Source organism: Kluyvera sichuanensis (genome assembly GCF_014218705.1).
In the GTDB taxonomy this organism is placed as follows: Bacteria; Pseudomonadota; Gammaproteobacteria; order Enterobacterales; family Enterobacteriaceae; genus Kluyvera; species Kluyvera sichuanensis.
This window is the reverse complement of the sequence record NZ_JABBJF010000007.1, coordinates 58,979-72,127: the sequence shown is the minus strand read 5'-3', so window position 1 is coordinate 72,127 and position 13,149 is coordinate 58,979. Positions and strand designations below refer to the sequence as shown.

The 13,149-nt window shown below is 56.2% G+C and carries 15 protein-coding genes; 7 read left to right on the top strand and 8 right to left on the bottom strand.

The genetic code is table 11. The features are described 5' to 3' along the window. Positions 1-147 precede the first annotated feature (147 nt). Positions 148-1,434, top strand: a complete 1,287-nt coding sequence (locus HII27_RS10410; protein ID WP_185667837.1) for an ABC transporter substrate-binding protein — start codon at positions 148-150, stop codon at positions 1,432-1,434. A gap of 95 nt (positions 1,435-1,529) precedes the next feature. Here the strand turns inward: HII27_RS10410 and HII27_RS10405 are convergent, their stop codons facing one another. Both HII27_RS10405 and HII27_RS10400 read right to left on the bottom strand, forming a co-directional pair. Next, a complete protein-coding gene (locus HII27_RS10405; protein ID WP_185667836.1) occupies positions 1,530-1,946 on the bottom strand; it encodes a helix-turn-helix domain-containing protein in 417 nt (138 codons plus the stop codon). After that, a complete protein-coding gene (locus tag HII27_RS10400) occupies positions 1,943-2,254 on the bottom strand; it encodes a type II toxin-antitoxin system HigB family toxin (RefSeq protein WP_185667835.1) in 312 nt (103 codons plus the stop codon). Before HII27_RS10400 ends, HII27_RS10405 begins: the two co-directional genes overlap by 4 nt. A 191-nt stretch (positions 2,255-2,445) precedes the next feature. Between HII27_RS10400 and HII27_RS10395 the strand changes: the two genes are divergently transcribed. After that, positions 2,446-3,129, top strand: a complete 684-nt coding sequence (locus HII27_RS10395) for a copper/silver response regulator transcription factor (protein ID WP_185667834.1) — start codon at positions 2,446-2,448, stop codon at positions 3,127-3,129. Beyond that, the gene (locus HII27_RS10390; protein WP_185667833.1) at positions 3,119-4,564 is read left to right on the top strand and encodes a Cu(+)/Ag(+) sensor histidine kinase; all 1,446 of its coding nucleotides are present in this window, start codon (positions 3,119-3,121) and stop codon (positions 4,562-4,564) included. Before HII27_RS10395 ends, HII27_RS10390 begins: the two co-directional genes overlap by 11 nt. On the opposite strand, the gene HII27_RS10385 is transcribed toward HII27_RS10390, so the two are convergent. Next, positions 4,561-4,986, bottom strand: coding sequence for a YhbP family protein (locus tag HII27_RS10385; RefSeq protein WP_185667832.1), 426 nt, complete (start codon positions 4,984-4,986; stop codon positions 4,561-4,563). The genes HII27_RS10390 and HII27_RS10385 overlap by 4 nt on opposite strands. 54 nt (positions 4,987-5,040) lie before the next feature. On the opposite strand from HII27_RS10385, the gene HII27_RS27130 reads away from it, so the two are divergent. Then, the gene (locus HII27_RS27130) at positions 5,041-5,325 is read left to right on the top strand and encodes a GIY-YIG nuclease family protein (RefSeq protein WP_317983846.1); all 285 of its coding nucleotides are present in this window, start codon (positions 5,041-5,043) and stop codon (positions 5,323-5,325) included. On the opposite strand, the gene HII27_RS10375 is transcribed toward HII27_RS27130, so the two are convergent. Both HII27_RS10375 and ubiT read right to left on the bottom strand, forming a co-directional pair. Beyond that, positions 5,312-5,815, bottom strand: a complete 504-nt coding sequence (locus HII27_RS10375; protein WP_185667830.1) for a GNAT family N-acetyltransferase — start codon at positions 5,813-5,815, stop codon at positions 5,312-5,314. The genes HII27_RS27130 and HII27_RS10375 overlap by 14 nt on opposite strands. Then, a complete protein-coding gene (gene ubiT / locus HII27_RS10370; protein ID WP_185667829.1) occupies positions 5,809-6,333 on the bottom strand; it encodes a ubiquinone anaerobic biosynthesis accessory factor UbiT in 525 nt (174 codons plus the stop codon). Before ubiT ends, HII27_RS10375 begins: the two co-directional genes overlap by 7 nt. Positions 6,334-6,552: 219 nt before the next feature. On the opposite strand from ubiT, the gene ubiU reads away from it, so the two are divergent. The 3 genes from ubiU to HII27_RS10355 all read left to right on the top strand — a co-directional run bounded on the left by ubiU (position 6,553) and on the right by HII27_RS10355 (position 9,577). Beyond that, entirely contained in the window at positions 6,553-7,548 is a 996-nt protein-coding gene (gene ubiU / locus HII27_RS10365) for a ubiquinone anaerobic biosynthesis protein UbiU (RefSeq protein WP_185667828.1), read from the top strand. 8 nt (positions 7,549-7,556) lie between these two features. After that, a complete protein-coding gene (locus tag HII27_RS10360) occupies positions 7,557-8,435 on the top strand; it encodes a U32 family peptidase (RefSeq protein WP_185667827.1) in 879 nt (292 codons plus the stop codon). Between the two features lie 134 nt (positions 8,436-8,569). After that, positions 8,570-9,577 (top strand): luciferase-like monooxygenase, encoded by a 1,008-nt coding sequence (locus tag HII27_RS10355; protein WP_185667826.1) that lies wholly within the window; start codon positions 8,570-8,572, stop codon positions 9,575-9,577. Between the two features lie 90 nt (positions 9,578-9,667). Here HII27_RS10355 and mtr read toward each other — a convergent pair whose 3' ends face one another. The 3 genes from mtr to yrbN all read right to left on the bottom strand — a co-directional run bounded on the left by mtr (position 9,668) and on the right by yrbN (position 13,101). Then, a complete protein-coding gene (gene mtr / locus HII27_RS10350; RefSeq protein WP_185667825.1) occupies positions 9,668-10,912 on the bottom strand; it encodes a tryptophan permease in 1,245 nt (414 codons plus the stop codon). 145 nt (positions 10,913-11,057) lie between these two features. After that, a complete protein-coding gene (locus tag HII27_RS10345) occupies positions 11,058-13,028 on the bottom strand; it encodes a DEAD/DEAH family ATP-dependent RNA helicase (protein ID WP_185667824.1) in 1,971 nt (656 codons plus the stop codon). Then, positions 13,021-13,101 (bottom strand): protein YrbN, encoded by an 81-nt coding sequence (gene yrbN, locus HII27_RS10340; RefSeq protein WP_100249910.1) that lies wholly within the window; start codon positions 13,099-13,101, stop codon positions 13,021-13,023. The genes HII27_RS10345 and yrbN overlap by 8 nt, the downstream gene beginning before the upstream one ends. Between the last annotated feature and the right edge of the window lie 48 nt (positions 13,102-13,149).

Sequence of the window (13,149 nt, the reverse complement as noted above, 5' to 3'; positions counted from 1 at the left end):
TAATTATCTGATATTCCTGCAATTACATTTTCGAAACATTGTTTCATCATCGTCACGCTCCTATCATCATTTTCGTTCCTTTTTTCACCAATCCTTACCTCTGTTCAGGGATGGCAAATATCTACCGTAAAAAATCGGAGTCAATATATGCAATTCAAAACCAAAGCGCTGGGTTTGGCCCTGTTAATTAGCCTTTCACATAATGCTTTCAGCGAAGAACTGGATGTCTGGATCCGCGCCAGCAACGATTCAAAAGTGATTTACCAACAGCTTGCGGACCAGTTTAAAAAAGAGACCGGGATATCGATTAAATACTTCAACGCGGTAACCGACTTCGACCAGCGTCTGGCACGGGCGGCTACCGGCAACGCGCTGCCGGACGTGGTATTCAACGATGCGATTATCGTCGGCCAGATGGTGCAGCTCGGCATCGTCGATGAAATTAAGCCAGGCGAGCTAAAGGGCGGCGGCGATGTCTATGAGGCGGCGTGGAAATCCACCCAGCTGCCGGACGGGAAATATTACGGCGTCCCAACCTCCGCGCATACCTACGCGCTGTTTATCCGTCAGGACTGGCTGAATAAGCTCAACCTGAAAGCCCCGACCACCTGGGAGGAGCTTAAAAACGTGGCGAAGGCGTTTACCCATGACGACCCGGACGGCAACGGTAAAAACGACACCTATGGCTTTACCATGCCATTAGCGACCACCCGCGGCTATGCCAGCTCGTTCTCATCGTCCTATCTGTGGCAGGCGGGAGCGAACTACCTGGTGGCAACGCAGCCGGGGAAATTTAAAGCGGCGCTGGACAGCAAAGAGATGGTCACCGCAATGACGTTTATGCGCGGGATGGTGTGCGAAGGGCTGGCGCAGCCGGGGGCGATTAACCACACCACCGCCGATGCCAACACCTCGTTCCGTTCCGGGCAGACCGGGATGTACTCCTCCGGTCCGTACCACATCGCGCTGTTCGATAAAGATCCGGGCAAAGAAACCTACACCGTCGTGCCACCACCGGCAGGCCCCGGCGGCGCCATCTCCATGGCGGAAGGCACCACGGCATTCCTGATGAAGACCAGCCAGCATAAAGCGGCGGCGAAGCGGTTCCTTGAGTTTTTGATCTCGCCTGAGGGGCAGAAGATCGGTATGGCGACCGACAGCACCTCAATGCCGATCGTCCGTCTGCCCATTAACAAGACGCTGAATATCAAAGATTATCATGACGATCCGCGCTGGGAAGTGTTCGCGGAAACCTACGCCAAAGAGGGGCGCTACATGCCGCAGATCCCAAATTGGATCCCGGTGCGGCAAATCACCGCCGACGGTTTTAATAAAATCTACGCCAGCTGCGATGGCGATATTCCTGCCGTGCTGAAGGAGATCAACGGCAAGGTGAACGAGGAGCTGAAGCGCCAGAACGCGTGGGCGGAATAAATGTAGCCCGGACGAGGCCGTCAGCGCCGACTCCGGGGTAACTCGGTGCCAAACCCGGCGTCGCATGCGCTCGGCCGGGCTACACGAATATGTGCTTAATCTACAAATGCTGATACGGGGAGGTTAAAGCGTTTTGCCAGCGCGCGCATATGATCGAGCGTCAGGGCCCGCTCTCCATTCAGTATTCGGCTGACTAACGATCTTTGACCTATTTCATGCTCAAAATCTGACTGCTTTAGTCCATGCTGGTCCATCAACACACGCAGTAGCGCTACGCCGTTACATCCGGTTGCAATACGTGTATTAAATGCAGCAAACTCTACAGCACTATCTTCATAGGCCGCTATTTTGCTGGCCAGCATATCAACAAGAGGGCTATCGGGCTCGTTCTCCAACAGATACTCAATCAGCTCCAGCGCCTCTTCATAATCTTTACGAGATGTACTCCCACCCAACAGTGGCACAATGCTGGCGAGATCGTTGGCCGCTTTGATCGCTTCTCTGAAAATCATTCTCTATGCTCCCGATAATATTTTGTTAATCGGTCATACTCCGGATGTGTGGTGATATGTTTAATAAACACCTTTCCCCGTTCGAAATCGGCAAAAAACATCATTCTCAATGTGTTACCGCTAATATCAATAACCCACCATTTATCCCGGTACTTCATACGATCCAGGCTGCTAAAATACTGCCTGAGTTCATCCGGAGTGGCGGCGTTCGCTCGTTTTAAAACCCGATATGTATCATCCAGTGCGGTGGTCTCATTTGGGTATTTCCTCACCGCCTCATCAAATGGCGCCCTTGATATGACATGCACGACATAACCTCCATGTTTCCATATTGGAACATTTTAGCAAGCCGCCATTTTGTTGACAATATGGAAACAATATCCACATCCGGACAGCGCGCTCGCCTTCTCTTCCGTTTAAGGAAACTCCCCATCAGGTATTCCGTCCTCGCCGACTCCTCATTAGAATGGCTCCATCACACAGCGGCGATGGAGGGCAGATGAAAATTCTGGTGGTGGAAGACGAGGTCAAAACGGGCGAATACCTGGCAAAGGGGTTGACGGAAGCGGGCTTTGTGGTGGATCACACCGACAACGGCCTCAACGGTTATCACCTGGCGATGACCGCCGATTACGACCTGATTGTGCTGGATATTATGCTGCCTGACGTCAACGGCTGGGATATTGTGCGCATGCTGCGCGCAGCCAACAAAGGGATGCCAATCCTGCTGCTCACCGCGCTCGGCACCATTGAGCATCGGGTGAAAGGGCTGGAACTGGGCGCCGATGATTATCTGGTGAAGCCCTTCGCTTTTGCCGAACTGCTGGCGCGCGTCAGAACGTTATTGCGCCGTGGGGCGGCAGTGATCGTTGAGAGCCAACTGCAGGTTGCCGACCTCACGCTCGACAGAGTCTCCCGCAAGGTGACCCGCGGCGATACGCGCATCACCTTGACCAGCAAAGAGTTTACGCTGCTGGAGTTCTTCCTGCGTCATCAGGGCGAGGTGTTACCGCGTTCGCTGATTGCCTCCCAGGTCTGGGACATGAATTTCGACAGCGACACCAACGCTATCGACGTCGCCATCAAGCGCCTGCGCGCCAAAATCGATAACGACTTTACCCCGAAGCTGATTCAGACCGTACGCGGCGTCGGCTATGTGCTTGAGGTTCGCGATGAAGGTTAACGCGCACCGCCGCCCGTTCTCGCTTGCCACCCGTCTGACCTTTTTTATCAGCCTGGCGACCATTCTCGCGTTTGCCGCCTTTACCGGAATGATGCTGCATTCGGTGGAAAAACACTTCGCCGAGCAGGATGTGAATGACCTTAAGCAGGTGAACGCGACGCTTAATGCGCAGCTCACGGCGCCAGATGTCTCAGAGGCCGAGAAGCTTGCCAATATCCAGAGCGCACTGGCGGGCTATCGCAATATCGTCGTGCTGCTGCGCAGCCAGAACAATCCGCTGCTGTATCGCTCCCCTACCGGACCGGATCTGTCGCCGATCTTTGCCTCTCCCCAGTTTTCCCAGGCGTTGAAATCCCAGCGCATGTTCCGCTGGGTCGGCAGCAGTATGCCGCCGATGGCAGGCCACGACGCCAGCGCCATGCCGACGGCGACCTACCGGGTTATCGCCTCCACGATCCAGAGCGATAGCCAGCGCTACACGCTGCTGACCGCGCTGTCGATAGACTTCCATCTGCACTATCTCAAAGAGCTCAAACGCAACCTGATGATGATCGCCGCCGTCATCAGCCTGTTTATCGTGGTGATCGTGCTGATCGCGGTGCGTAAAGGCCACCAGCCGCTGCGTGACGTCAGCCTGGAGATCAAAAATATCACCTCGGAAAATCTCGACGTGCGGCTGGATCCCACCCGCGTGCCGATCGAGCTGGAACAGCTGGTTATCTCGTTTAACCAGATGATCGGCCGGATCGAGGATGTGTTCCGACGTCAGGCCAACTTCTCCGCCGATATCGCCCACGAGATGCGCACGCCAATCACCAATCTGGTCACCCAGACCGAGATAGCGCTCAGCCATCCCCGGACGGTCAAAGAGCTGGAAGATGTGCTTTACTCCAGCCTTGAGGAGTACAACCGGATGGCAAAAATGGTCAGCGATATGCTGTTTCTTGCGCAGGCGGATGAGAACCTGCTGGTGCCGGAGAGCGTACCACTGGATCTGCAGACGGAAACCATGAAGGTGTTTGAGTTTTTTGAAGCCTGGGCGGAAGAGCGCGACGTGGCGCTGCGCTTTGTCGGGCAACCGTCGCTGGTGATGGGCGATCCGTTGATGATCCGCCGGGTCATCAACAACCTGCTCTCCAACGCCATCCGCTACACCCCGCGCGGGATGTCGGTGACCGTCCAGGTGAGCGCGCATGACGAAAGGGTCATCTACAGCGTGGAAAATCCCGGCACGCCGATTGCCGAGGAGCATTTGCCGCGCCTGTTCGATCGCTTCTACCGGGTTGATCCTTCACGGCAGCGGAAAGGGGAAAACAGCGGAATTGGGCTGGCAATCGTGAAGTCGATCGTCCGGGCGCATCATGGAAAGATTAGCGTGACGTCAGATACCGTCGCCACGCGCTTTATCATTGAACTGCCGACGCTTAACGCTTAGTCGCGCAGCCAATGCAGCTTCTTACCGAAGCCGAGGGTGTTGTCGGTGAACTTCAGTTCATCAAGGCGCAGTTCCCACACCGGCGCAGAGAGCATCCGGGCAACGGGGAAACGTTTAACGTAGAGCGCGCGTTTTTCATCGGCTTCGTCACCGCTCAGCAGGCGAATTTCGCCCTTAAACTGCACGCCGCGAATCAACGCTACGGTCTTTGGCTGGCCATTGATCGTCCCGGCGACGGGTGCCTGCTGTCCCGTCATCTGGCCATGGCGGGTGGTCTCTTCGCTGAGCAGGTAAAAGGCGACACGCTGCGCGTCGTAAACGTAGAACGCGTTAGCGCACCATAGCTCGCCTTCCTTTGCGACGCACCAGCTGACGACATGCTGTTTTGCCAGCCACTTGCTAATGGCAGTGAGGGTTTCCATCCGTTCTCTCCGTTATGCTATGGTGCGTTCACCCACATAGACAGGTTGCCACACGTGCGTTGGTTTCTTTATCTCGTCCGTACTGAGGACGACAAATTGTACACCGGTATCACCACCGATGTTGAACGACGGTTCCACCAGCATCAAAGCGGTAAAGGGGCGAAAGCGTTGCGCGGCAAAGGCGAGCTGCGGCTGGCGTTTTCCGGTGAGGTTGGCGAGCACTCGCTGGCACTGCGCCTGGAGTACCGCATTAAGCAGCTAACGAAGCGCCAGAAAGAGCGCCTCGTTGCCGGTGACGGTTCATTCGAAACGTTACTGAGCGGCCTTAAACACGATTGAAGTGGTCAGAATACTCCACCAGCCCGTGAACGCCGTTCAGCGCATCGTCCGCCAGACGATGTACCATAAACGCCTCTTCGGTGCCCGGCCAACGACAGCGCAGATCGTACTGTGCCGCACGCTCAAAGCCAAATCGACCGTAGAGTTCAGGTTCACCCAGCGTCACCACCGCCGCGTAGCCAAATTCATTGAGCGAATCCAGCCCTTCATAGACCAGTTGACGCGCCAGCCCCTGACCGCGGTAGGCTTCGTCAATCGCCAGCGGAGCCAGCCCCACCCACTGTAACTCTTCGCCTTCAATGCTGACCGGGCTAAACGCGACGTAACCCACAACATGGCCTTCATCGTCCGTTGCTACCAGCCCGAGCGTGATCAAGCCATCTTCGCGCAGCTCGCGCACCAGGTTGGCTTCACCGTCACGCTTGAAGGTTCGACGCAGCAGCGCGTCGATGCCCGGCGCATCTATTCCTATTTCTACTCGAATCAGCATGGCTCACCTACCGATGTATGTTTAGTTTCTGATGGTGATTTTAGGCCAGCCTCTACGAAATCAGCCAGCTGCATCAGCATCATGCGCAGCGCTTTCGGCATCTGCTCAAGCTCAATGGCATCCATCAGGTTTTTGACATAAAGACCCAGCTCCGTATCCCCTTCAATCACCAGCCGACGCTGGAAGAAGAGCGTATCCGGGTCCTGTTTGCGCGCGGCGATCATTAACAGATCGCTGGCATCCGCGCTGAAGCTCACGTCCGCCTGAGCGGTGTCGCTAACGATTAAGCGCCCGTTCTCAACGGAGGTAAACCAGGTGAGGCCAATATCTCGCACCTCAATACTCAGCCAGCGGCCGTCAAGAAAATCCAGTTCTCCGTCATCCAGCGCCTGGCGGAACTGCCAGCTTAGCACCTGCTGAAGGACCTGCCGTTTAAGCGCGAACGGCGTGAATTTCACCGGAACGCTCATCAGAGTCGGTGCAACATGGACCAGACGTGAACGCAGTTTATCCAACACAAGCTTTACTCCCTGAATGCAATAGTTCCGTTATTTTGCCATATCAGTTAAACGACATAGCGGCGTAAATCAACAATTATGTCGTGAGGTAGGCGGATTATTGGCGTCATCAATACGCTTTTGTCTGCCTCAAATCAAAAATGATTAGCGATAGGTTAACTAAAATCCTCATTCATTAACAATAATGCGCCCTGCTGGGCCGCTAACTCAGGAAGAATTATGGAGTTGCTCTGCCCTGCCGGAAACCTCCCGGCGCTAAAGGCGGCTATCGAAAACGGAGCCGATGCGGTGTATATCGGGCTGAAGGACGATACCAACGCCCGCCATTTCGCCGGTCTTAATTTTACCGAAAAGAAACTGCAGGAAGCCGTTAACTTCGTGCATCAGCATCGCCGTAAGCTGCACATCGCGATTAACACCTTTGCCCACCCGGACGGCTACGTCCGCTGGCAGCGCGCCGTGGATATGGCTGCGCAACTGGGCGCCGATGCGCTGATCCTCGCCGACCTCGCCATGCTTGAGTATGCCGCAGAGCGCTACCCACATATTGAGCGCCATGTCTCCGTTCAGGCATCAGCGACCAACGAAGAGGCGATTAATTTCTACCACCGTAACTTTGACTTGGCCCGCGTAGTGCTGCCGCGCGTACTGTCGATTCACCAGGTGAAGCAGCTCGCTCGCGTTACGCCGGTGCCGCTGGAGGTATTCGCCTTCGGTAGCCTGTGCATCATGGCCGAAGGCCGCTGCTATCTCTCATCTTACCTGACCGGTGAGTCGCCGAACACCGTTGGCGCCTGCTCACCTGCACGCTACGTGCGCTGGCAGCAAACCCCGCAGGGGCTGGAGTCTCGCCTTAACGAAGTGCTGATCGACCGCTATCAGGATGGCGAGAACGCTGGCTACCCGACGCTGTGCAAAGGGCGCTATCTGGTCGATGGCGAGCGCTATCACGCGCTGGAAGAGCCTACCAGCCTCAACACCCTGGAGCTGCTGCCGGAGTTGCTGGCCGCCAATATCGCCTCGGTGAAAATCGAAGGCCGCCAGCGTAGCCCAGCGTACGTCAGCCAGGTGGCGAAGGTGTGGCGTCAGGCAATTGACCGCTGCATGGCCGACCCGCAAAACTTCGTCCCGCAGGCCGCGTGGATGGAGACGCTCGGTTCGATGTCAGAAGGCACCCAGACCACCCTCGGCGCTTATCACCGTAAATGGCAGTAGGAACAGCAATGAAATATTCATTAGGACCGGTGCTTTACTACTGGTCAAAAGAGACGCTGGAAGATTTTTACCAGCAGGCCGCTAACAGCAGCGCCGATACCATCTACCTCGGTGAAGCAGTGTGCAGCAAACGCCGCGCGACCAAAGTCGGCGACTGGCTGGATATGGCGAAATCCCTCGCCGGCAGCGGCAAACAGGTCGTGCTCTCTACGCTGGCGCTGGTCCAGGCATCATCCGAACTGGGCGAGCTTAAGCGTTACGTGGAAAACGGTGATTTTCTGGTTGAAGCCAGCGACCTTGGGGTGGTGAACCTGTGCGCCGAGCGCAAGCTGCCGTTTGTCGCCGGTCACGCGCTGAACTGCTACAACGCCGTTACCCTACGCCTGCTGCAAAAGCAGGGCATGGTGCGCTGGTGCATGCCGGTTGAGCTGTCTCGCGACTGGCTGGTGAACCTGCTCAATCAGTGTGAAGAGCTGGGCATCCGCGATAAGTTTGAAGTGGAAGTGCTGAGCTACGGCCATCTGCCGCTGGCCTACTCCGCCCGCTGCTTTACCGCGCGTTCGGAAGATAAGCCAAAGGATGAGTGTGAGACCTGCTGCATCAAGTACCCGAACGGGCGCAGCATGCTGTCGCAGGAGAATCAGCAGGTCTTCGTGCTGAATGGCATTCAGACCATGAGCGGCTACGTTTATAACCTCGGCAACGAACTGACGTCGATGCACGGATTGGTCGATATGGTACGCCTGTCGCCGATGGGCAATGAGACCTTCGCCATGCTCGACGCCTTCCGCGCCAACGAAAACGGCGCTGCCCCACTGCCGCTGACCGCTAATAGCGACTGCAACGGTTACTGGAAGCGTCTGGCCGGACTGGAGTTGCAGGCCTGATAAAACCGCTCACTTTGTTAACAACAATGGTCAGATTTTAATGCATTATTAAAGATGCAGCTTTTCTGGCCGGGGATGCCCGGCGGGAACAAGACCTTCAATCTGATGACTATGCTGTAGCAAAGTGAGCCTTTATGACTGACAAAACCGTTGCATTCTCGGTGCTCGATCTCGCGCCGATCCCTCAAGGTTCCTCCGCACGAGAAGCCTTCTCCCATTCGCTCTCTCTGGCACAGCTCGCTGAAAAGCGCGGCTACCACCGCTATTGGCTGGCAGAACACCACAATATGGTGGGTATCGCCAGTGCGGCCACCTCGGTGCTGATTGGCTACCTCGCCGCCCACACCACCACGCTGCATCTGGGTTCCGGCGGCGTGATGCTGCCTAACCACTCGCCGCTGGTGATTGCCGAGCAGTTCGGTACGCTCAACACGCTCTATCCAGGACGTATAGATTTGGGTCTTGGCCGTGCGCCGGGCAGCGATCAGCCAACGATGCGCGCGCTGCGCCGTCATATGAGCGGCGATATCGATAACTTCCCGCGCGACGTCGCGGAGCTGGTGGACTGGTTTGATGCGGTCGACCCTGACCCGCAGGTGCGCCCGGTACCGGGCTATGGCGAGAAGATCCCGGTGTGGCTGCTCGGTTCCAGCCTGTACGGCGCGCAGCTTGCCGCACAGCTCGGCCTGCCGTTTGCTTTCGCCTCACACTTCGCCCCGGACATGTTGTTCCAGGCGCTGCATCTCTATCGCACCAACTTCAAACCGTCGGCACGGCTGGAAAAACCGTATGCGATGGTATGCATCAATATCATCGCCGCCGACAGCAACCGCGATGCCGAATTCCTCTTTACCTCTATGCAGCAAGCGTTCACGAAACTGCGTCGTGGAGAGACCGGGCAGCTGCCGCCGCCGATTCAGCAGATGGAGCACTTCTGGACGCCATCGGAGAAATACGGCGTTGACCAGGCGCTACGGATGTCGCTGGTGGGTGATAAGGCCAAAGTACGCCACGGGCTGGAGTCAATTCTGCGGGAAACGCAGGCGGATGAGATTATGGTTAATGGCCAGATTTTCGATCATCAGGCGCGGCTGCATTCGTTTGGGTTGGCGATGGATGTGAAGAAAGAATTGTTGGGATAGTGCGGTGCGATCCTCCTCTCCCCAAAGGGGCGAGGGGGCAAGATTCCCTCTCCCCCGTGGGGAGAGGGTTAGGGTGAGGGGGCGAATACCTTACTGATAAACCGGCAGCAGATTAAAGCTCGACAGCACGTGCACCAGCGCGTTACCCACACCAAAGACCAGAATCAACGCAATCATCGGCTTACCACCCCAGACACGGAATTTCGGGCTACCGAAGCGCTTACGGGATTTACGCGCCAGCAGAGCCGGGACAATCGCAGCCCAGATGGTCGCCGCCAGCCCAGCATAGCCAATGGCATACAGGAAACCGTTCGGCCACAGCAGGCCACCGATAATCGGCGGCAGGAAGGTCAGCAGCGCGGTTTTGAAACGACCCAGCGCAGAGTCATCAAATTTGAACAGATCCGCCAGATAGTCAAACAGACCCAACGTCACCCCAAGAAATGAACTCGCCACCGCAAAGTTTGAGAACACCACCAGCAGCAGATCCAGGCTACGGCTATTGAGCACGCCGCTCAGCGCCTGTACCAGCACATCAATATTACCGCCCTTCTGCGCAATGCCGATAAACTCCGGACGCGGGATGTTGCCCATCGTCCCCAGCAACCACACGGTATAGAGCACCAGCGCCAGCAGCGTGCCGTACACCAGGCACTTCACGATGGTCTTAGGATCTTTGCCGTAGTACTTCATCAGGCTCGGTACGTTACCGTGATAGCCAAACGAGGCGAGACAGAACGGCAGCGTCATCAACAGGTAAGGCGTATAGCTGGCGTGAGTCTCAGCCACGTTAAACAGCGTGGCAGGCGTGACGTGCCCCATCAGGCTACCAAAGGTCAGGAAGAAGGTAATCACCTTGGCGCCCAGCACGATAGCGGTCATGCGGCTCACCGCTTTGGTGCTCAACCACACCACAAACGCCACCAGCAGCGCAAAGCCAAAGCCTGCGGCCCGAGGCGGGACGTTCAGCGACATCTCAGCGAAGGTGTGATGCAGAATCGAGCCGCTCGCCGAGATATAGGCGTAGGTCAGAATGTAGAGCACGAAGGCAATAGAGATGCCGTTCACCACGTTCCAGCACCTGCCCAGCAGATCTTTGGTAATGGTGTCGAAGCTCGAACCAATACGGTAGTTGAGGTTTGCTTCAAGGATCATCAACCCCGAATGCAGCATGCAGAACCAGGTAAACACCAGCGCCGCCATCGACCAGAAGAACCACGCCCCAGACATGACCACCGGCAGAGAGAACATTCCCGCACCAATGATTGTGCCGCCGATGATCACCACGCCGCCAAGCAGCGAAGGTGACGTTTGGGTGGTGGTTAGTGTCGCCATACAGCCTTTTCTCCAGTGTATTATTTTGCTACTGCATTTTAATGTGTCGCACTGTACCAGTACACGAGTACAAATGGAATAAAAAAAGCCCCAATCATGACGATCGGGGCTGTATATATTACTTTACGCTTTTAAACCGTGAGGCTTATGCGTCACCGCCGAAACGACGACGACCGGTAGAGTCATCACGACGTGGAGCAGCGCCTGCATCATCACGGCGCGGCGCACGGTTACCACCGTCACGACGCTCACCGCTGAAACGACGACCATCACCACGACCGCCTTCACGACGCTCACCGCCGAAACCGCGACCGCCTTCACGACGTTCGCCACCGAAGCTACGACCACCTTCACGACGTTCACCGCCGAAGCTACGACCGCTACGCTCTGGACGAGGCTGCGCGTCGCCGATCAGCTGCATGTTCATCGGCTTGTTCAGGATGCGGGTACGAGTAAAGTGCTGCAGTACTTCGCCCGGCATGCCTTTTGGCAGTTCGATGGTAGAGTGGGTACCGAACAGCTTGATGTTACCGATGTAACGGCTGCTGATGTCGCCTTCGTTCGCGATAGCGCCAACGATGTGACGAACTTCAACGCCGTCATCACGACCCACTTCAATGCGGTACAGTTCCATATCGCCAACGTCACGACGTTCGCGCTTAGGACGATCTTCACCACCACGTTCTGCACGGTCGCCACGAGGGCCACGGTCATTGCGGTCGTTACGGTCACGACGTTCGAAACGATCGTCACGGTCACGGAACTCACGCTTAGGACGCATTGGCGCATCTGGTGGAACGATCAGAGAACGTTCGCCCTGTGCCATTTTCAGCAGCGCAGCGGCCAGCGTTTCAACGTCCAGCTCTTCGCCTTCAGCCGTCGGCTGGATTTGCGCCAGCAGTGCACGGTACTGATCCAGATCGCTGCTTTCCAGCTGCTGCTGTACTTTCGCGGCGAATTTTTCCAGACGGCGTTTGCCCAGCAGATCTGCGTTTGGCAGTTCAACTTCTGGAATGGTCAGCTTCATAGTACGTTCGATGTTGCGCAGCAGACGACGCTCGCGGTTCTCAACGAACAGCAGCGCACGGCCAGCACGACCCGCACGACCGGTACGACCGATACGGTGAACGTAAGACTCGGAGTCCATTGGGATATCGTAGTTAACAACCAGGCTGATACGCTCAACGTCCAGACCACGTGCCGCAACGTCGGTTGCGATCAGGATGTCCAGACGACCGTCTTTCAGACGATCCAGAGTCTGCTCACGCAGGGACTGGTTCATGTCACCGTTCAGCGCGGCGCTGTTGTAGCCGCTACGTTCCAGGGCTTCAGCCACTTCCAGGGTCGCGTTTTTGGTACGAACGAAGATAATCGCCGCATCAAAATCTTCCGCTTCCAGGAAACGTACCAGCGCTTCGTTTTTGCGCATGCCGTACACAGACCAGTAGCTCTGGCTGATGTCCGGGCGGGTCGTTACGCTGGACTGAATGCGTACTTCCTGCGGATCTTTCATAAAGCGACGGGTAATACGACGGATAGCTTCCGGCATGGTTGCAGAGAACAGCGCGGTCTGATGACCTTCTGGAATCTGAGCCATGATGGTTTCAACGTCTTCGATAAAGCCCATACGCAGCATTTCATCAGCTTCGTCCAGTACCAGACCGCTCAGTTTAGAGAGATCCAGGGTACCGCGCTTCAGGTGGTCAAGCAGACGACCTGGAGTACCGACGACAATCTGTGGCCCTTGACGCAGGGCGCGTAACTGCACGTCGTAACGCTGGCCGCCGTACAGGGCAACCACGTTTACGCCGCGCATATGTTTAGAGAACTCAGTCATTGCTTCAGCCACCTGAACCGCCAGTTCGCGGGTCGGGGCCAGCACCAGAATCTGTGGTGCTTTCAGCTCAGGATCGAGATTGTTCAGCAGTGGCAGGGAAAACGCTGCGGTTTTACCACTACCTGTCTGGGCCATACCCAGAACGTCACGACCGCCCAGCAGGTGCGGAATGCACTCAGCCTGGATCGGAGATGGTTTTTCGTAACCCAGATCGGTAAGGGCTTCAAGGATAGGAGCCTTCAGGCCCAGATCTGCAAAAGTGGTTTCGAATTCAGCCATGTAGTACAAGTGCCTCAATATTAATGGCGGCCAGTCTACATAACTCATCATGAAATTGATCTGCAATTTTCATTGAAAAGTGTGAACCGGCTCAAAGTAGGTGTATTAACGAACAACAACG

Coding starts and splice junctions, on each gene's coding strand:
- HII27_RS10410 (WP_185667837.1), top strand. CDS start 148: ATGCAATTCAAAACCAAAGCGCTGGGTTTGGCCCTGTTAATTAGCCTT.
- HII27_RS10405 (WP_185667836.1), bottom strand. CDS start 1,946: ATGATTTTCAGAGAAGCGATCAAAGCGGCCAACGATCTCGCCAGCATT.
- HII27_RS10395 (WP_185667834.1), top strand. CDS start 2,446: ATGAAAATTCTGGTGGTGGAAGACGAGGTCAAAACGGGCGAATACCTG.
- HII27_RS10390 (WP_185667833.1), top strand. CDS start 3,119: ATGAAGGTTAACGCGCACCGCCGCCCGTTCTCGCTTGCCACCCGTCTG.
- HII27_RS10385 (WP_185667832.1), bottom strand. CDS start 4,986: ATGGAAACCCTCACTGCCATTAGCAAGTGGCTGGCAAAACAGCATGTC.
- HII27_RS10375 (WP_185667830.1), bottom strand. CDS start 5,815: ATGCTGATTCGAGTAGAAATAGGAATAGATGCGCCGGGCATCGACGCG.
- ubiU (WP_185667828.1), top strand. CDS start 6,553: ATGGAGTTGCTCTGCCCTGCCGGAAACCTCCCGGCGCTAAAGGCGGCT.
- HII27_RS10360 (WP_185667827.1), top strand. CDS start 7,557: ATGAAATATTCATTAGGACCGGTGCTTTACTACTGGTCAAAAGAGACG.
- HII27_RS10355 (WP_185667826.1), top strand. CDS start 8,570: ATGACTGACAAAACCGTTGCATTCTCGGTGCTCGATCTCGCGCCGATC.
- mtr (WP_185667825.1), bottom strand. CDS start 10,912: ATGGCGACACTAACCACCACCCAAACGTCACCTTCGCTGCTTGGCGGC.
- HII27_RS10345 (WP_185667824.1), bottom strand. CDS start 13,028: ATGGCTGAATTCGAAACCACTTTTGCAGATCTGGGCCTGAAGGCTCCT.
- yrbN (WP_100249910.1), bottom strand. CDS start 13,101: ATGAAAATTGCAGATCAATTTCATGATGAGTTATGTAGACTGGCCGCC.